The organism is Paenibacillus sp. J31R30, from assembly GCF_059692115.1.
Map to the genome: position 1 here is coordinate 778945 of NZ_JCAUAV010000002.1, position 20000 is coordinate 798944.

Genomic DNA, 20000 nt, shown 5'->3' on the forward strand with positions numbered 1-20000 from the left:
GACGCCATAGTACGCGAATAGCGACAGCGATAAGCGGAAGGGCAGAACAGTCGTAAGTCTTGAGTACGAGGCCGTGACTCCGACAGTTTCAGGCACTAATGATAAATGGATACAGCAACTTGTGAGACACGCATGAGTTTAAATGGGACTATATCTGGGACGAAAGTAGATAATTCGGACGATACTGACTGTTTATTTAACGGATATCCGCTCTACTTGAACTTATTTGCATATTTTAAACCTCGTTTTTGAACTTTTTCGCAGTTTTTAACTCTTTTGCAACCATTGTGATCCTGTTAGGCTGAAATCAGAAACGGCAGCTTGACAACACAGCTTGTAAGGAGGTGGAAAAATTGAAAAGTAAAAAGCTAATTAAGGATTTTCAGAAAAATAAATTTCTGCTGGCTTTGACATTGCCCTTGGTGATATATGTTTTCATTATCAACTATATACCGATGTTCGGTGCAATTGTTGCCTTTAAACGGTACCAGTTTAATAAAGGCATATGGGGTAGCGATTGGATAGGATTCTCTAATTTTAAATTTCTACTTACCTCTCCTGACCTTATTAGAATCGTACGCAATACTCTCGGTTATAATGCGGTGTTCATCATTAGCTCTGTTGTTGCATCGGTGGCCGTAGCGTTAATGCTGTATGAATTGACAAGCAGAAAACTGTTGAAGGCGTATCAAACCATCATGTTTATTCCTCACTTTTTATCCTGGGTTGTGGTAGCCTATATGGCCTACGCTTTTCTCAATCCGAGATCGGGTATGTTAAATCACTTATTAACAGACCTAGGCGTAGATGTAATAGATTGGTACAATAACGCAACTGCTTGGATTTACCTCTTCCCGATTGCTAATCTGTGGAAAGCGGTCGGCATGGGAGCGATTATGTATTACGCTGCATTGCTAGGCATTGACCCTACCTACTACGAGGCGGCGAAGATCGACGGTGCGAGCAAGTGGCAGATTATCACGAAGATATCATTGCCATTCCTTTATCCGTTAATGACAATCTTGACTATTCTCGCCATCGGGCATATTTTCAGCGCTGACTTCGGTTTGTTCTATCAGCTTCCGATGAATTCGCCTACTATATTCCCAACCACTGACGTAATTGACACTTATGTATACAGAGCATTAGTCAACAGCGGCAATTTCGGCATGTCCAGCGCGGCTGACTTAACGAAATCCGTTTTGGGATTTGTACTTATCGTTACCACAAATGCGATCGTAAAGAAAGTGAACCCAGAGAATTCTTTATATTAATTCCGAAGAAAGGAGGAGAGTTGCATGGTGCGAGGTGCTAAGTTCAGCTTGTCTCGATTTGCGTTACACTTATTTTTCATCGCCATGTCAATCTCGTTCATCATACCGATATGGTCGATTATCTCGATCTCGCTGTCAAAGGAAACGGATATCGCGACGATAGGATATCGCTTAATTCCAGCCCATTGGGATTTGAAGGCCTATCGCTTCATTCTTGAGAATCCACTTACCATCTTGAATGCGTATAAAGTCACGATTATCATTTCGTGTATTGGTACAATACTATCCGTGTTGATGATTTCCATGTGTGCATATGCCTTATCCAGGAACGATTTCAAATTCCGAAGAATCATCACATTTTATTTGTTCTTCACCATGTTATTCAGCGGGGGACTGGTTCCCTTCTACATTTTGATGACGAATATTTTACATTTGCAAAACACGTACGCATCGCTTATTATTCCACTGCTCGGAAGCGTTTGGTATATGTTCTTGATGCGCACGTTTTTCCAACAGCTGCCAGACTCCCTTATAGAATCTGCTACAATCGATGGAGCAGGGGAAGCGCGCATTTATTGGACAATGATCATTCCGCTTTCGACGCCTGTATTGGCGACGGTTGGACTGTTTCAGTTACTTGCATACTGGAATTCCTGGTTTCATGCACTGTTATTTATTAACGATAAATCGATGTACCCGCTGCAGTATTTGCTCCAGGTTATGATGAGCAACATTCAGGAAATACTCAAGAATATGCAGAACGGCATACAAGTAGACGCCAGTCAGTTAGCTGAAATGCCGACCGAAAGCACAAGAATGGCAATGTGTTTACTGGCAATTGGTCCCATGCTGTTTATATTTCCGTTTTTTCAAAAGTATTTTGCCAAAGGGTTGACAGTTGGATCCGTAAAAGGTTAATTCCTGGATCGTTTAAAGATCGGATTTTCGAATTTTAATAGATAAATAAACATAATTCAAGGAGGGTTTTAGAAATGAAAATGTTAAATCGCTCAATGACGGTATTGCTGCTTTGTACTGTAGGGGGAGTAATGCTTGTAGGCTGTTCGAAGGAATCTGTAACCCCTAGCAGTAGTCCAAGCAGCATTTCAAGCAGTCAGACTGCAAAGCCTGAGGCATTAAAGCAGGTAAATTTAGTGTGGTACCTGCGGCTCTCGGAGCCTAAGAATGCAGCAGCGGTGATTCAGAAAGCCAACGAAATCATTCAAAGCAAAATCAATGCTACCGTGGACTTCAAGTTTATTAACCCAGGTGATTATAACAACAAGATGCAACTCATTATGGCATCGGGAGAACCATATGATATCGCGTGGACAGCGAACTGGGCGAATAACTACCTTGATAATGTAACAAAAGGGGCGTTTATACCTGTAGATGACTTGCTTGCCAAATACCCTGATTTGAAGAACAGTATGAGGAAGGAAATATGGGACGGGGTTAAAGTCAACGGGAAAATCTATGGTATCCCCAATAACCAAATCATGGGTTCAGCACCAGGGCTATGGTTTAAAAAGGATCTCTTGGATAAGTACAAAATTGATCCATCCAAATTTAAGTCTTTGGATGATTGGACGGCTGCTTACCAAACGATCAAAGCAGGTGAACCTAAAGTTTCTCCACTTCGCACAGGACTCCCAGATGCTTACTTGGACTTTGCTCCGGTTGTAGATGGCGTACAAGGATTGAAGATTGATCCGAAAACGTGGAAGGTCTATTACCAGCCGTACACATTAACGGATCGTTATAAACTTATGAGGGACTGGAACCAGAAAGGTTACTTCCCGCAAGACGTTGCTACGATGAAAGACGAATTATCGGTCATTAAAGCGGGGCAAATTTTTAGCAGATTCCAAACAATCAAGCCTGGTGGTGAAGCGGAATTCGGTGCAACCTATGGTTTTGATTTGGTGCAAGCTGCCACTGGTCCAGTAACTCTACCGAAAGCAGCTGGCCAAAGCACCTTGAATGCCATTAGCACAACTTCCAAAAATGCGGATCGTGCGATGATGCTGATCAACCTGATTGATACGAATAAAGATTTGTTTAACCTGCTGAAATTCGGTATTGAAGGACAGGATTATACAAAGGTGTCTGCGAATCGAATCGAACCGAAACAAGGCGGTTATAGCATGCCTGGCTGGATGATTGGCAATGAATTTAACAGTTACTTAATCCCTGGTCAACCAGATGATGTGTGGGAACAAACGAAGAAGTTAAACAATACAGCAACTGTTGATCCGACTATGGGCTTTACCTTTGATAAAAAGAGCGTAGAGAATGAAGTTGCACAGCTGAACGCGATTTACAATGAAATTAACCCAATTCTTACCAATGGTATGGATGATGTCGACAAAATGATGAAAATGACGACGGATAAGCGGAAAGCAGCTGGAGAAGACAAAGTCATTGCTGAAGCGCAAAGACAAGTTGACGAATGGCGCAAGACGCAACAGAAATAAAATAAGGGTTATTAACGGAGGGGATCGCTAAATGCGATCCCCTCCTCTAAATGATAGAGGGGTGACTTATGAATACGAATACGAATATTATACGGTTGCTTATCGATAAAGAAATGGATTGGACTTTACCTTCATTTGAGCTTGATTCATGGAATGAAGACATTTTGGGAGTCAGCTTTGAGCTCAAGGGGGCCCCTGGAATTATGGTTCATCCGGAAGGTTTCCGGGTATACAAGGATCATGACCATTTATTTCAAACAGTTAAAGTCAGAAATATGCAGTATGAAATGCTATATGATCAAGATATATTCAGAGTCATAGTGAATGAAAATTGGCAAACCATGCATGTAGAGGCTTTTGTTAAAGCTAATGCGGTCAGATTCGAATATATATTGAAGTTAATTGGAAGCGGCGAAGTATGTATCCGAAATATTCGCATACAAAAGGGAGGGTTCCCGAATCACCCAATGGTTCATGGGGCGCCTTACTTGCAGTGGATTAACGGTATACAAGCAAACCCGAAATTCGAACGTGAAATTACCGAACTCAAGTCAGAAAGAAAAGAATTGCCAACCCATATCCTACCCTATTTGGAAGTGTCACCGGATACAATTTATGAACTTGTACCAGATCGTAGGGGGATTGGGAAGTATAGTGACCAATTGGCATGGGATCCGCTGAAACCTAATGTACTTACAGATCGAACTACAGGGGAGCAAGTCCATTTTCACGATGATTACCCGATTTCAGGTTTTGAAGAGGTTATTGCCCCATCCGGAAAAAAATGGGTATATCCATATCACAAACGACCATGCGCTAGAACGCTCGAGGAAATATTCCACTTTGTTCCCATCTACCCAGGACCAGATGAAAATGATTTGAATACGTATTACGATCCTGAATTCGAAAAAATCTATTTGGATAAATTCATGGTAAGCACCAGAATGGAGTGCTTCCAAGAAGCTGCATTGATTTTATCCGAATATTATCGTACAACAGGCGATATAGAAGCTGGAATAAGAGCCGCTGTGATTCTGCTTAAAATTGCACAAAGCATTCCGCATTGGCCGCTCTATGGTAAACCAGACTGGAATTATAATTATATTAAAGGCTTTTTCCCACCTGATGATTATGATCGGTGGTTTGCATGGATCGCTGATGATTACGAATGGTACACTGTGTCTACGGGGGGGCATCTAAATAAAATCATTACCCTATTTGAAAATTTGAAAAACCCCCATATCTGGAACAAGCTCTCCGACCTAGGATTTGAAAATGCCAGAGAACATGTGACCAGTGGGATTATGCATATTATTCGTACATCGTTAAAGTTTGATGCGTACTATCGAACCGATATTTGGCGCTTCTTCCATAATACCATAGGGTTGCAATTTGATGGATTTATTACAGCTGGTTTGTCCATCGGCTGTCCAGAAATTATTCATTTCGTCATTGAAAAAGCAAAGGCTGCATTTGGTTACTTATTTATGGCGGACGGTATGTTTCCAGAGAGTGTGTCGTATTTGCATGATGTCGCAGGAGATATGGATGAGGCTATGAGTCGCATTCAAGGCTATTCCGATCCAGAAGGTTATTTGTCTGATCTTGATCATACTCGTATCGAATCCTTTCATCCCGAAAATGTAATTCCTAATTACAAGAATATTATGTTTCTGTGTAATCACAGAATGCTTTATCCTGACGGGTCTGTTATGACCATACATGATACTTGGGCCGAAAGTCAGGTAAGCCAATATCATCACGTCGGTCATCAAGGCGGAACGGCACCTATAGATAAGGTTTATAGCCCGAACTGTTCTGAACCTTTTCTTCTGCCTGAATTTGGACATGCGATAGTTGGGGCGGGAGCAGATGGTGATTGTGCCGAGGCACACCTTCATTTTTCGGGGCGATATAATCACTCGCATGAGGATATGCTAAATTTTACCTTATGGGCATACGGTGATGAGTTGGTATCGGATATTGGCTATTCTCATATGGGTGGCTATATCTATACAGCAACCGCTCATAATTTGGTTATCGTGGATGGGAAAAATCAAAGTGCCAGTAAAAAAGTAGGAAATCTCTTAAATTGGCATGTGCCTAAGGGAAGCACAATGGTTATGCAGGCGGAAGCACCCGAAATCGCTTATCCTGATACCACGAAATATCGACGTGCCGTGGTTGGGATTCCAATCACTAACGGGAAAAACCTATTTCTCGATATATTCGAAGTGTCAGGAGGTAATCGTCATGAATGGATGGCGAACGGCTGCGCTGATTACACTCAGCATGCAGATATGACGTTAACACCGTATAAGCATTTGGATAACCTCGATGAGAACGGAATTCCGTTAATACCTGAAATTGGAAATCATTCGGCGGCAGGTTCAAATTTGGAACATCAGTTACCTATGGACGCACCTTACAGTAAAAGTCATTACTATGGTGCATTTAGAAATGTAAACGTGTATCGAGATGATCGTCCATGGCAGGTGACAATGTCCGCAGCATTCCCAGAAGGTGAACAATTTCCAGGAGCAGGAGGTAGGGCGGTATCTGTCGAGCCCAAACCTAACCTTCGTCTGCATTGGGTAGCGCCTGCTCATGGGGAAGTCATGTTGTGTGAGGCGCCAAGACATCGATATAACAAGGAGCTATCGAACCTTCAAGATGCAATGGCGAATTGGAATGAAAATGTGATGCCGAAAATCATTGTCCGCAAGGATGGTACCGAAGTAGACAGCACATTTATCGCATTGTGGGAGCCGTTTCAAAATGAAGCATTTGTACAATCATGTGATAGAATCAACGACATCGCTAACGATCGTGGTACAGGTGTGAGGATCAAGACGGAAGGTAACGACATTCAGGTGATTTATCGTAAAAAAGAAAATCGTGATCCAATTGTATTCGGCGATATAACGATGGATGGCTCGTTTTTAATCGTGAATGAAAAGACAATTTCCGAAACGGAAAAAGAAACGAATGTTGATTTTTATTCGGGAACGAGCTTTTCCATGGATAAATTAAAGCTGGAACTTAAAAGTTGGACGGATACCGTTCTAGTTGGAACAGGTGAAGATGAGACCGGATATTATCTAAGAATAGAAGGAGATTTATCTTTGTACCCAGGAGAGCCTGACATACAACCGCATAAGGGGAAACATTTCATTGTAAAACAAGAAGGACATCGCAATCGCTATCTGCCGTTCGATCGATTAATGAAAGGCGATGGAGGAACGTACAAGCTCTACATCTCCCGGCATCCGGGCTTTACATTTGATGAAATCGCTCAAATGCTTAAGGAAGTATGCTTTCCGTATAAGTTCCTAACAGGAAGAGCAGAGGTTGTATTTCCGATTGAAGTCAATATGAGGATTAGAGAAAAAGGCAATGAGAAGAAGATCTGGGTAAGAACGGATGTCGATGCGATCATGACAATGCCTTCTATTCGTTCGGAGATCAGTTTTACAAGTGGTGATTGGGTTGAACTTTAAGATGAGTACGGAGAGATAAAGTGATGAGCGGAAACGCGAAGTGGATGAATGAAGCGAAGCATTTGGCATCATGGTGCACTTTTTAAGCAATACCCAGCCTAAAGCAGGCAATAAAGAAAAAGATTTTAACCGCATAATTGATTGATTCGACGTCGAAACATTCGATGAATCAACTCAAACATACAGGTGCCGATTGGCTTTTTTACACCAGGGCAGAACACGGGATATTACTGCTCATATAATCGTTATCTTGAAAGTCTTGTACCAGGCTGTTGTTCGAGGCGAGATCTCACTTTAGAACTCGCCGTTCGTGTGAAAGAAGCGGATAAGAAGTTCATCATGTATCTCCCTACTGAGGTGGACTCAAATGAGAGAGTTCGGGAAGCCTTAGGTTGGGACATACATCTCTCCGATAAAAGCGAATTCATGCAAAGATACATGAAATTTATTTAGGAGTATGCTAACAAGTTCGGTACGTTACTTGACGGTTGGTGGTTTGACGGCTGCTACAATGCTGCGGAGAAGTGGTGGCTAAGAACCCGGGAATGGGATAATTCCCGGTTTGATCAGGATTTATGGTATGCAGAAGCTGCTTGTGAATGGAGAGCTATGACAATGATAAAGAGGCAACGTGGTATCCAAGGCATTAAGGTTAATGGATTAGATGTTATTTTACCAAGAAAAATATACATTCTTAAAGGTGATACCCTTAATAAGGAACAATTGAATCTGTTTTTCAAAAATTTAATCTTAGCAAACTCGTCTTATGATTATAAAAATATAATCATTGACGTAATCGGGAGCTATGGGAGACAGTATGACGGATTTTGGAGAATGGAATCAGATAGTTCAGCATCAGGGTACTCAGTGCCAAGCACTCCGTTTACTTTAATCATAAATGTTATGGATAGAGCCTTAAAGACCGTATTTACAAAAGCCTGCACGGTGGAGTTAGTTGATAAATCTAATTCTACAGCGGTACGTCTATTAGCAATCGGTGACAGCATTACAAGGGATGGCTCCTATTTGAGGCAATTCTTAAAATTAAGTAATATTAGTACTCAAGGTACAAGGACTTATGATACTATGGATGATCCTGTTAATCGCGAAGGACGGGGTGGTTGGACACTAAGGAATTATATGTCTAACATCGGAACGACAGCAGGTGATAGTCCATTTGTTTTCCCTACTACGGTTAGTGGAAGTGCCTACAAGGGTAACACGGATTTTTGGATGAAAGTTTGTTATACAAATTCTAACGATTACGATTATCAAGGATTCCAAAAGATCGCAAGAGGTTGGAACGGTTCGAGTTACCTCTACGATGCAAATGGTTATTATACAGAGCCTAGTGTTGGTGATGTTATGGTTGACCCTTCGAAATCAGAAGGACAGCAATGGGTTCAATGGAATGGAAGCCAGTGGGCGGTAATGAACCCGCAACCTAGTACATTTGGAGTCGATTTTTCGAAATACATCCAAAGATTTTCTGCTGCTTTCCCTGATGGTACGCCTACTCATGTCTCTATTTTACTCGGAGCCAATGACTTCCAATTAACAACAGGTGTAACTGATATCGATGTATTTATTTCTAATTTGAACACGTTAATAAATTCGATCCATGCTTATAATAGTGAAATCAAAGTGATTATTAATTTACCAACGCTTGGAGCAGGTCAAGATGCTTGGGGTATTCAATTAGGATCAGGTGCAATCCAAGAAAATTATGACCGAAATATGAAGCTGGAAGCACAGAGGCTACTGTCCGAGTTTGATACCGATACGGCAATTTCGAAACATATTTATATTTGTCCAATGGGGCAATGCTTAGATACTGTATATGGGTTCGATTACACAATTGAAAACGCGAACATTTATTCAACCGTGCAAGTGACCCGTTTTAACAATTGGGTTCATCCGAATACTACCGTGGGACATAAACAAATGGGAGATGCACTTATAGCAGTAGTTCAGAAGATTAGATAGTGAACAAATGGACGACCATACCATTGATCTGGTTGGTGGGAGCATTAAAAGGATAGAAAAATCAAGGAACCGCTCTATTCATGGCCGCTTTCTAACTATTGGGAGACGAATTTTAAAGCAACCTTAGGTGGCTTTTATGAATTCCGGTATTTCATTCAGCTTGGTGAGAATTTCGAAATGCCTGAACGCCCTATCCAGATTTGCCATTCCATAAACACAGGAACTGTTGCGTATCGTACGACATAAAAAATGGAATTTCGAAACGTTTGCCGAAGGATCACGACTGCTATGCAGCCGTGATCCTTCTCTTGTTTTATTTACTGCTTCTGTTTGTGTATCGTAAATGAAATGCGAGGAGCGTATCTGGGCCGATCAATTAGCACGATTGCATCTACCTACTTCTCTGATTGCAGGGCCTTATTCCCGAGTCAGATTCCGAAGTAAGTCAACGAGCAACCAACTCCAATATTCATGCTCTTGCTCGCGTATTTGTACAAAAGTAAATCTCGAGTGCAAGGAGGAGATTATAACATCGTCCTGATATTACCTGGAAAACGAATTTACGTCTAAGATTCTATAACTAAACGGAGTTATGGCAGAAAATTATAAAATATGACAACGAGCTCTGACACTTACTTCTTGTTGAATTTATCTATAAATCTTCTTGGTGTTATTTCCATAATCTCGGAAAAGACTCTCGTAAAATAATGAACGTTTTCAAAACCTGTTTCCTCCGAGATTTGTTTAATCGATTTTTTCGTCGAAGTAAGCAGGAGGGTAGCTTGTCTTACACGTTCCTTTCGAACATAATCCGTAAAAGATTGTCCTAGCTCTTCTTTAAATACACGTGAAAAATGGCGTCCTGATAGGTGCAAAAAATTGGCTACTTCGACTAATGATAAGCTTGGGTTTGCAATGTTATCGTGTATATACAATTTGGATTGGGAAATGAGCATTTTAGCTCCAAGCTTCTCTCTCTTTTGTTTCTTTGCATCTTGTTGTTCGTTGTTGTCAGTGAAAATGTGAGTAAAAGAGGTTAACAATGCGCAGGAAAGTGCTAGTACACTCTCTTGAAAAAGCGGGCCTTCTTGAAAGGATTGCTGCAGCAGAGCTTCCCAAATGCGGATGGCAGGTAGGTTAGAGCCATCAGTAATGAAGAAGTTGTTTGTTTTGCTCAGTCGACTGAACATCTCCACTGCCGCGGAGGATGACTCATTGGCTACGATTTCAAATGCGACAAAAATAAAGAAAAATGAGCTGGCAGTATGAATGTTGTGTTTTGTATAAGGCCTAGTTAAGAACATACTGTTTTTTTGTAGCGTATAGTCGGCGCCAGATTCCGTATAAGTCGCATTGCCATCAAGTACATAACAGATTTCAAAGAACGAATGTTGATGCATGGGTGGATGGACATGATCGCGAATCCCTCCCCAGTAATGGACGCGAAAAACGGCGTCTTTACTTTGCAATGTATGCGCCATCAAATTTAAATTGACTGTTCCATCGATGTAAATAGACTGTGGTATCGTCATCTTTCTCAAATCACCCTAATTGAAATAATGTCCTTAAATTATAAAAAAATAGTCAGCTTATTGCAAATACATTTGGTGTTCTGAATCTTATGATTATAAATATGAAAGCGATGTCTTTCGAATTGGCATGTGAGAACATAACAAGTAATCGGAGGAGAAGGAAATGTCAAAGATTAAAGAAATTCTCGTATATCACCACAGTCATTTGGATATTGGCTATACCCATACACAGCCTATGCTTTTGGAGCTGCAAAACACATATATCGATCAGGTTCTTGATCTTTGTGAGCAAACCCAGCACGATGCAGAAGAAAACAGATTCTACTGGACTTGCGAAGCTACCTTGCCAGTGATGAGATGGTTGGAAACAACTAGCAGCAGCCAAGTGGAACGATTCAGCAAGTTCCTAAACAATGGTCAAATTTGTATCTCGGCTTTAAGCATGCACACAAGTCCGTTATGTAACGCGGAGCAATTGGCGCGATTGCTTTATCCAGTTAAAGAGCTGCGAGACAAATTTCATGTACCGATCCGTACTGCGATTAATCATGATATTAACGGTCAGCCTTGGACGATCGCACAGGCCATGCTGGATGCGGGGGTCGAACTGTATACAACAGGAATTAACATCCATTTAGGCGGTCTTCCATTAGAGAGGCCAAGAGCATTCAAGTGGGTTGCGCCTGACGGCCGAGAATTACTTACATTCAATGGCGAGCATTACTCACTGTTTACGCAATGGTGCCAATTGGAAGAGGAAAGCACCGAGCTCATGAAAAAGGGACTTGATCGTTATATGACTCGGATTGAGCGCGAGGGTTACCCTTATGATTTCATCTATTTATCGGCAACGAATGTACCGCATTACGATAATACGCCTCCGGACCAAACTTTGCTCGCCATGATTCGCAAATGGAATGCGGAAGGACATGAGCAGCGAATGAGAATGGTGACGCCTGAAATGCTGCTGCAAAGGTTAAAAGAGCAGCCGGCGGAAACGATTCTAACCTATCGGGGGGATTGGACGGATTTCTGGAATTTTGGAGCCGCAAGTTCCGCGGAAGAAACCAGATTAAATCGTCGAAGCAAAGTTAGCTTGAAGAATGCTGAGTTCCTTTCGGCTGTCCAACATAACAACTTCTCAGGCAATCGTCACCTCTTTCAAGAGGCATGGGATCAAGCGCAACTGTATGATGAGCATACCTGGGGAGCCAACATTTCCACTACGCATCCTGACGAAATGTTTACGAAAATTCAATGGATGCACAAGGCGCATTTTGCTTATAAGGCAAATAGTCTGTCAGGTTACGTGCTAAATCAGCAGTTGGAAGAGCTTGCAGGCAATCCGCTCCAGTCTGGACCGCCTCAGGGAGTCATGTTAGTGAATCCGACACACGTCGAGCAGGTATGCGACCTGCATATTCCAGATTATTATCTACACGGAGACAGACATACTTCTGCCGCAAGATTCTCTTTTATCCAGAATAATTACGATATCGATTGGAAGACACCTTCGTATGGTTTGATTAAGATGCCTCCATTTAGCTATAAGGTGCTTCCGCTGCCCGCACCAATTACTGTGGAAGAGACTGCAAGCAATATCGACATAACGGATAACTCAATTGATACGCCTTATTATCGCATTACGTTTGACAAAGAAATCGGCAGAATCCACGAGTTGATAGACAAATCAACCGGCTGGCAACTGATCGATCAGAGCAGTGAATGGACATTGTTCCAATTCGTTCATGAGTCTCCTGATCCATTGAGAAATAAGCTGGATCGAACAACCATTCACGACCGAGTGCTGGATGATTGCAATAACAATATTAGCTGTTGGAATAATGAATGGAAAGCGGTGCGAAGAGGAGCCGATAAATTAATTTCTTTCCAAGTTGAAAGACATTCCTCCGGCGTTACCTTAACAATGGAGTGGACAGCGCCTGGAGTTAAGCGTTTAGAGCAAAGGATGACTTTCTTTGCCAACCGTCCGGATATTGAATTGTCCGCTGCCATTGATAAGCTTGATATCCGTGAGCCTGAATCCATCTATTTTGCGTTCCCTCTTCAATTAAAGGAGAACTGGAAATCGGTATTTGACAGTGCGGGCACCTTCGCAGCCTTAGACGAAGATCAGCTTCCAACGGTTTGTAAAGAGTGGGTAACCGTTGATCAAACCGTTTCCATATATGATGACAAGCATGGCATCACATTGGCTTGTCCGGATGCGCCATTAGTGCAGATTGGTGATTTCCATTTTGGTAAAGAACAGAAATCGATCCAGCGGATTGAGAATCCAATTCTATTAGCATGGCCGCTCAACAATTACTGGGATACTAACTTTAGAGCGAGTCAGCCTGGTCTCATCGAAGTGAGATACGTGTTATCGACATTTCATAAATTTGAAGCTGAAGAAGTGATGAAAAAAGGGGTAGAAGCGTCCCAACCGGTGCAAATTTTCCCGGTCATGCATGGCTCCGCTGAAAAAGAAGGTCAACTTTTGGAAGTAACGGGCAACGGCGTTGTACCAACGTATATCAAACCGGCAATGGATGATGACGGATTCATTATTCGTTTGAGAAACTTGAAAGACGTTCCATCCGAAGCTAAAGTGAAAATTCCAGGATTTGAGCTTGCTCGGTCATTTAAGACTAATATTTTGGAAGAAAATGAACAAGATCTTGCAATTACTAACGGTGAGCTGAATGTAACGATCGGTGCAAGACAGTGGTTCCACATTCGTGTTATGAAGTGAAAAAATAAGGGTTACAACATCATTGTGAACGCAGAGGAACTGATAGCTATTATCGGTTCCATTTGCGTTTATTTATCCTGCACCTTAGTCAGTCAAATCAAATTGATTTGGAGGTAATAGGCGTACATGTCTGATGTAAACACTAATATTATTTCAAATGTATAATCATTTTATCAATGATATCTTTTTTTTTATTTTATAATAAATTACTCCTGACAAAATTGTCGGCAGAAGCCGGACAGTGGAGAACGTCAAATAATTGACGTAATGTGTTTGCAGCTAAAGACAGAAATATGTCCCATTACGGTCAGGCGCTGACGATTTTGATGCTGACCGAGTTTATGAGAATTTTATAGCCATGTGCAATTCCATGATTGTATAATAAACTCGACAATTCTGCCCAGCATGCTGGCAAGCTAGTACATAAGGGTTAAGGGGAGGATGCATCACATGTTTAAGTGGAGTATCAGTCGCACGTTCGTTAACATCGTGGTTTTGCTTTCACTGCTGCTCCTAGTCGTGCTTGGGGGGTTCTCCATTACTGCATTCAAAAGTTTTGAGGGCATCGTTACGAAGCGGACCTATGAAGAGAATAGCAAGGAGCTACACATTATCAGTAATACCATCAAGCGAATGAATGAGGATGTGAAAGCGTTCACGTTCCGCCAGCTAGACGATCCTGCTCTTGCAGCATTATTTGAGAAGAAGAATCTCGAGTATTTCGAAATGTTCGGGTACATGGAGTTAATCAGAAAATCGTTTGAAATCAATCCTATCTTTCATTCGGATACACTCTATAGCGGAACCACGGGAAATTACTATTCAACGCTTAGTTCAATGGTACAGAAGGATTCTTTCTTTGTGAATGCGATTCAAAACTACAGGACCACGGCAGTCTTGACACCGATACCCAGAGTGCTTCCTCAGGAGGCTTATAACACTAGCGCCACGGTTTTTACGTATTTTTATTTTCAAACTGACAGTGACAACAAATTATCCAGAGCATTGGGCGTGAATATTGACGCGGCTTGGTTATGCGACACGTTAAGCAAGCTTAAGGGGCAGAATAATAAAGCTTACATTATTGATAAAACGAGCCGAACATTTATTGACGATTCCCAGCAAATTCGCAATCTGGATGTGCTTAACACCGAACTGGTTCACAAAATTATGGAGACGAATCAAGAAGCGGGCAGTTTTGAGACGGGAGCGCAGAAGGATCAAAAAATCATTACCTATCTCTGGATGCCTGAAACCAACTGGGTGCTTGTGGTAGAAGAATCCAATGAGTTTCTGTACCAGTCGCTGCAATTCGTGCGTAAAGTCGTGCTGCAGATTACGCTGGCCATAGCGCTTTTTGCCCTCGCCGCCGCAGGCTTTATCGCTTATCGCATCTACCTCCCCTTCGGTCGAGTGTTTCGCGAAGTCATCGGGCCTAGGGGGAAAGATGAGAATAAGGGAGCGCTCATCGACGAGGTCAAGCTTCTTTCGGATGTGTTTCAAAAAAATAAAGGCTTGCTGAACGACTATAACAGCTATAAACAGTCAGCGGACACGATTTTGCTGGAAAACTACATTAAAGCGGTGTTGATGGAGAATAACTCCATTGCTAATCAGCTGACTGGCGAATTTTCTTCTGTATTCGGCAATATGCTTGATCGCAAAATGATGCTAATTCTGCTGAAGATTGATCGGCGGGAGCAGTTCGAGACCATGGGCGCCGACCGGAAAAAGGCTTATCGGTTTATTATGATGAATGTAGCCGAGGAGGTTCTTGATTCTGGCCAAACGGCAAAGGCCATCTATATTGGAGAAGGGCAGTTTATCTTGCTTGTCTTCCTACCAGATGGAAAGCCAGCTATCTCCTGGGAAGAGAAAATTAAGTTGCTTCAACATACAATTAAAGGGTTTACAGGCATTACGCTCTCCGCCTTCCTCGGTGGGTATGTGCAAGGTGTTGAAGCACTCATTCATTCGTACCGTACGGCGTCGCTTTTGGTGAAATATAGCGTGATTTACAGCCGCGAAGCGATTCTTGATCCTGCTGTGTTGGATCTACATGAGCAAATGTCGGTTACCTATGACGAGAAGCTGGAAGAACGAATCTTGGAGTCGATTCGCGCAGGAGACGGGGATGAAGCCAAATCACTGTTCGATCAGTTCATTGAAGTGTCGTCCAAAGGAGACATCGAAAGCTTCATGCTGTCCATGACCCGCTTTTCCTTAGCGCTGGGCAAGGCGTTCGATATTCTAAATAAAACGAGAATTGAGAAAATTCCAATCTCCATGAAAGATTTTTACATTCGGATGGCTAACTTTGAATCCATCGATGATCTCAAGAGCAATTTTTATGAGGATATTATGAAAATTGCGGACCAGAAGCCGCTTGTAGAGACGCGGCACGATGCCTTGGTTGAATCGATTAAACGCTACGTTCAGGACCATTTTACGGAAGATCTGAGCTTGAAAGGCATCGCGTTAGAATTCAAGCTTTCCCAAGGATATCTGGGAACGATCTTTAAGGAATCGGTCGGTTGGTCTGTCATGGACTTTATTCATAATGTCCGGCTGGACAAGTCAGCAGAGTTGCTGCTTGCGACGGAGCTCAGTATCACCGAGATTATGGAAAGAACCGGCTTCAACAATGAAAGCAGCTTCTATAAACTGTTTAAACGCAGGTTCGGCACCACGCCTAAAGCCTATCGCGTAGACATAGAAATCATGAACAAACTGGAGAAATGACACTCAAAAGGTGTTGTTTTTCTTTTTTTTGTGGGAATAGACAGTTTTCTTGAAATCGTACAGTCGTAAAAACAACAATATGGAATTGAACAGTAGTAGGATTGAGCGCATGACGAGATAATCAATTTGCAGAACTACAGCATAGAAGACGAGGAGGAGGTGTAACAAATGAAAACGACCGCAATATCCAAAACGGTGCCGAACGTGAAGAAGGTGTCTCGCAAGAGTGCCCTGCGAAAAAATGTAGACTTTACGTTGTTGGCGCTTCCGGCATTGGTACTTCTTCTTGTATTTAATTTTATACCGATGCCTGGCGCTGTACTTGCCTTTAAAAACTACAATTTTGTCGACGGTATTTTTGGCAGCCCCTGGATCGGACTTAAAAACTTTACGTTTATTTTTTCAACGTCCGATGCCGTGTTAGCACTCAAAAACACGCTTGTCTACAACGCCGTTTTTATTATTACGGGAATTGGCGGAAGTGTCCTACTGGCGATACTGTTAAATGAAGTTGTTAGCAGGAAAATATTGAAAGTGTATCAAACCGCCATATTTTTGCCGTATTTTCTTTCTTGGACGATTGTTACTTATATTGTGGTTGCCCTGCTGGATAACAGCAAAGGGCTCGTGAACATCATTTTGCATGAGTTGGGATTTTCTGGCGTGGAATGGTATTTCGAGCCGCAATACTGGTTCTGGATTCATGTTATTTTACACTTCTGGAAAACGATGGGCTATGCAGTGCTGCTCAATTACGCTTACATCTTATCGATAGATCCCGCGTATTATGAAGCGGCTTCCATCGACGGAGCGAGTAGGTTTCAGATGGCGATGAAAATTACAATTCCAGCTTTGCGGCCCATTATACTGATCAATTTCCTAGGTGCGTTGGGTCGAATTTTCAATGCGGATTTCGGGCAGTTCTTCCTGGTACCTTTGGAATCACCGTCGCTGCTGAATGTCTCGTCAGTTCTGGATACGTATGTATACAGCGCTTTGCGCGGGGCAGCAGATTTAGGAATGGGCGCTGCAGCAGGTTTATTTCAATCGATCGCCGGATTCGCACTAGTATTAGGCGCCAACTTTTTCATCCGGTACAGATATGGCCGGGACAGGGCCATGTTCTAGAAAGGGGAAAAGAGAATGGAAACAGCAGTAAAAAAGCGTGGACTACGCCTAAACAACTGGATTACACACATCGTATTTACACTATTGGCGTTAAGTTGCATTATCCCGATGCTGCTGGTGGTGGTGATATCCGTCAGCGATGCAAAAAGTATCGTGGAACGTGGGTACAGTCTGTTCCCAAGCATCTGGAGTTCAGCCGCGTTTCGATTTATTTTCCAATCGCCTAAGCTTATTCTTACCTCCTATGGTACAACGTTGTTCGTCACGGTTGTCGGAACTGTTGTAGGATTGCTGCTAACGGCGATGATCGCTTATGCACTTTCCCGTAAGGAGTATAAACTTGCTGGCGTAATCGGCTTTCTGGTATTCTTCTCGATGCTGTTCAATGCGGGACTGATTCCAAGTTATATTGTTTATACTAAATATTATTTTCTTAAGGACACCTACTGGATACTCATTCTTCCGGGTCTGATCTCCGCGTGGAATATCATCCTACTGCGCACATTTTTCTTCGATTTGCCACAGGAAGTGCTGGAGTCGGCGAGTATCGACGGATGCAGTGAAATGCGCATTTTCTGGCAAATCGTTCTCCCGATGTCCAAGCCGGCGCTTGCAACAATTGGCCTGATGATGACGCTTGGCTACTGGAACGAGTGGACCCGTTCGATGATCTACATTGACACGGAGAGCAAATTTATGTTGCAGTTCTTGCTGTATAAAATTTTGCAAAATGCCGAAATCATGATGAAAGACGCACAAAATGGGTTAAGCCTCGGGTCTCAGGAATTCCCTTCCGACAGTGCGAAAATGGCGATGGCCGTCATTGCAGCGGGTCCGATGATGTTCGTATTTCCTTTTTTTCAAAAATATTTTGTCAGAGGCATTACAGCCGGAGCAGTCAAAGGGTAATATCAACGGCTTGATCTTGCATGTCAATATCATAAAAAACAGGGGAGTTGTTCTGAATGAAAATGTTTAAAACACTGACGATGATGACAGTAGTAATGGTAGCGGCTACTAGCTTGGTGGGTTGTGCGAAGGATAGTAAGAATGAAGCGACGACTACGCCGTCTTCGTCTACTAAAGTCGCAGCGACGCCAACTGCAGCAGCGCTAGCGCCGGTTAAGCTCAAGTGGGTGCTCCGTATTCCGGCTCAAAAAGAGGGAGAAGCGGTATTGACCGAGGTTAACAAAATTTTGAAAGAAAAAATTAATGCTACGCTAGATATTCAGTTTATTGAGGCTGCAGCTTATGTGGAGAAGACGAAGCTGATGATTGCTTCGGGCGAGGACTTCGATATCATGTTCACTGCCGCAGGCTACCAGTTTTATGACAACGTTGCCAAAGGCGCCTTCCTACCGATGGACGACTTGCTGACGAAATATGCGCCGAAAGCGTATGCCCAAATTCCACCTAGCTTCTGGAACGCGATGAAAGTCAACAATAAAGTGTACGGATTCCCTAACTACCAAATCGCAGCTCGTCAGTCCGTCACTAGTTTCAGGAAAGATATGGTCGATAAATATGGCATCGACGTCAACGCGATTAAGAAGATGGAAGATCTGGAACCAGCTTTAGCCAAAATGAAAGCTGGCGAAGGCGCAGACAAATTCATTTTTAACCCTGGGAATTCTCTCACCGTTATTGATACAATGAATTATATGAAATTGGAAACGTTAGGTTCAGACGGATCACCTGGAGCGATTGAAGCAGCAGGCTCCGACTATAAAGTCATCAACCAATTCGAACATCCGGCGTTCGTGAACTACGTGAAATTGATGAAAAGCTGGTCGGAGAAAGGCTATATCAATAAAGATCTGGCTTTGGTGAAAGACCCAACTGAGCTTACCAAAAGCGGCAAAATTCTTAGCAGCGGGCTTTCAACTTACAAGCCTGGTGTAGAAGCCGAAACGAAAGCTCGCTATAATTACGACCCTGCGTTTACGACTATGACGGATCCTTTAGTTAGCACAGGTTCCGTAACTGGCACAATGCAAGCGATCAGCCGCACGTCCAAAAATCCGGACCGGGCTATGATGTTCCTGGAGTTGATGAACACCGACAAGCAGTTGTACAACATGGTTCTTTATGGACTTGAAGGCAAGAACTACAAGAAAACGGGAGATAATTCAATCGAATTGATTCCGGATTCCGGATACGCAACGAACGTTGCCTGGATGCTTGGGGACCAATTGAACGCTTACCTGCTGCCAGGGGTTGCTGCGGATATTCCACAGAAGACAGATCAACTAAACAAAAGCGCGAAGTCTTCCAAAATTATGGGCTTCTCCTTCGATGCAGAGCCAGTCAAAGCAGAGCTTGCACAGGCTAAAACCGTTACTGATAAATATCTCCTCGGCTTGGCTTACGGCATGATGGATGTAGATACTACGCTGGCTACTATGAATAAAGAGCTGAAAGCGGCAGGTATGGATAAAATCCTTGCTGAGAAGCAGAAGCAATTAGATGCTTGGGCAGCGGCAAATAAGAAGTAAGCGAGCAGTTTAAATAATAATAAATTAAGCGGCCTTTGTCCTGGGTTCCATGGGCAGAGGCCGCTTAAAAAATGACTTTGATACCCACGAATATGACCCCATTACTTTGGC

At 42.7% G+C, this 20000-nt stretch carries 11 protein-coding genes; 10 read left to right on the top strand and 1 reads right to left on the bottom strand.

Going from position 1 to position 20000, the window contains the following annotated elements; genetic code table 11:
• Positions 1 to 353: 353 nt before the first annotated feature.
• The 5 genes from AC58QO_RS09405 (at position 354) to AC58QO_RS09425 (ending at position 9237) form a co-directional block, all read left to right on the top strand.
• Positions 354 to 1274, top strand: a complete 921-nt coding sequence (locus AC58QO_RS09405; RefSeq protein WP_497249105.1) for an ABC transporter permease — start codon at positions 354 to 356, stop codon at positions 1272 to 1274.
• A gap of 24 nt (positions 1275 to 1298) precedes the next feature.
• Positions 1299 to 2192, top strand: coding sequence for a carbohydrate ABC transporter permease (locus AC58QO_RS09410; RefSeq protein ID WP_497265031.1), 894 nt, complete (start codon positions 1299 to 1301; stop codon positions 2190 to 2192).
• Between the two features lie 74 nt (positions 2193 to 2266).
• Positions 2267 to 3751: an ABC transporter substrate-binding protein gene (locus AC58QO_RS09415; RefSeq protein WP_497265032.1), complete on the top strand. Its 1485-nt coding sequence runs from the start codon at positions 2267 to 2269 to the stop codon at positions 3749 to 3751.
• Positions 3752 to 3819: 68 nt separating this feature from the next.
• A complete protein-coding gene (locus AC58QO_RS09420; RefSeq protein ID WP_497265033.1) occupies positions 3820 to 7251 on the top strand; it encodes a heparinase II/III domain-containing protein in 3432 nt (1143 codons plus the stop codon).
• A gap of 615 nt (positions 7252 to 7866) precedes the next feature.
• Positions 7867 to 9237 (top strand): SGNH/GDSL hydrolase family protein, encoded by a 1371-nt coding sequence (locus AC58QO_RS09425; protein ID WP_497265034.1) that lies wholly within the window; start codon positions 7867 to 7869, stop codon positions 9235 to 9237.
• A gap of 632 nt (positions 9238 to 9869) precedes the next feature.
• On the opposite strand, the gene AC58QO_RS09430 is transcribed toward AC58QO_RS09425, so the two are convergent.
• Positions 9870 to 10769 carry a helix-turn-helix domain-containing protein gene (locus AC58QO_RS09430; RefSeq protein WP_497265035.1) on the bottom strand — a complete coding sequence of 300 codons (900 nt, stop codon included), beginning with the start codon at positions 10767 to 10769 and terminating at the stop codon, positions 9870 to 9872.
• Positions 10770 to 10932: 163 nt separating this feature from the next.
• On the opposite strand from AC58QO_RS09430, the gene AC58QO_RS09435 reads away from it, so the two are divergent.
• The 5 genes from AC58QO_RS09435 (at position 10933) to AC58QO_RS09455 (ending at position 19889) form a co-directional block, all read left to right on the top strand.
• Positions 10933 to 13524 carry a glycoside hydrolase family 38 N-terminal domain-containing protein gene (locus tag AC58QO_RS09435; protein WP_497265036.1) on the top strand — a complete coding sequence of 864 codons (2592 nt, stop codon included), beginning with the start codon at positions 10933 to 10935 and terminating at the stop codon, positions 13522 to 13524.
• Between the two features lie 450 nt (positions 13525 to 13974).
• Positions 13975 to 16266 carry a helix-turn-helix domain-containing protein gene (locus tag AC58QO_RS09440; RefSeq protein WP_497265037.1) on the top strand — a complete coding sequence of 764 codons (2292 nt, stop codon included), beginning with the start codon at positions 13975 to 13977 and terminating at the stop codon, positions 16264 to 16266.
• Positions 16267 to 16434: 168 nt separating this feature from the next.
• Positions 16435 to 17394 carry an ABC transporter permease subunit gene (locus AC58QO_RS09445; RefSeq protein ID WP_497265038.1) on the top strand — a complete coding sequence of 320 codons (960 nt, stop codon included), beginning with the start codon at positions 16435 to 16437 and terminating at the stop codon, positions 17392 to 17394.
• Between the two features lie 15 nt (positions 17395 to 17409).
• A complete protein-coding gene (locus tag AC58QO_RS09450) occupies positions 17410 to 18303 on the top strand; it encodes a carbohydrate ABC transporter permease (RefSeq protein ID WP_497265039.1) in 894 nt (297 codons plus the stop codon).
• 56 nt (positions 18304 to 18359) lie between these two features.
• On the top strand, positions 18360 to 19889 hold the full coding sequence (locus tag AC58QO_RS09455; protein WP_497265040.1) for an ABC transporter substrate-binding protein: 1530 nt from the start codon (positions 18360 to 18362) through the stop codon (positions 19887 to 19889).
• Positions 19890 to 20000 lie beyond the last annotated feature (111 nt).

Coding starts and splice junctions, on each gene's coding strand:
- AC58QO_RS09420 (WP_497265033.1), top strand. CDS start 3,820: ATGAATACGAATACGAATATTATACGGTTGCTTATCGATAAAGAAATG.
- AC58QO_RS09410 (WP_497265031.1), top strand. CDS start 1,299: ATGGTGCGAGGTGCTAAGTTCAGCTTGTCTCGATTTGCGTTACACTTA.
- AC58QO_RS09425 (WP_497265034.1), top strand. CDS start 7,867: ATGATAAAGAGGCAACGTGGTATCCAAGGCATTAAGGTTAATGGATTA.
- AC58QO_RS09450 (WP_497265039.1), top strand. CDS start 17,410: ATGGAAACAGCAGTAAAAAAGCGTGGACTACGCCTAAACAACTGGATT.
- AC58QO_RS09415 (WP_497265032.1), top strand. CDS start 2,267: ATGAAAATGTTAAATCGCTCAATGACGGTATTGCTGCTTTGTACTGTA.
- AC58QO_RS09445 (WP_497265038.1), top strand. CDS start 16,435: ATGAAAACGACCGCAATATCCAAAACGGTGCCGAACGTGAAGAAGGTG.
- AC58QO_RS09435 (WP_497265036.1), top strand. CDS start 10,933: ATGTCAAAGATTAAAGAAATTCTCGTATATCACCACAGTCATTTGGAT.
- AC58QO_RS09430 (WP_497265035.1), bottom strand. CDS start 10,769: ATGACGATACCACAGTCTATTTACATCGATGGAACAGTCAATTTAAAT.
- AC58QO_RS09440 (WP_497265037.1), top strand. CDS start 13,975: ATGTTTAAGTGGAGTATCAGTCGCACGTTCGTTAACATCGTGGTTTTG.
- AC58QO_RS09455 (WP_497265040.1), top strand. CDS start 18,360: ATGAAAATGTTTAAAACACTGACGATGATGACAGTAGTAATGGTAGCG.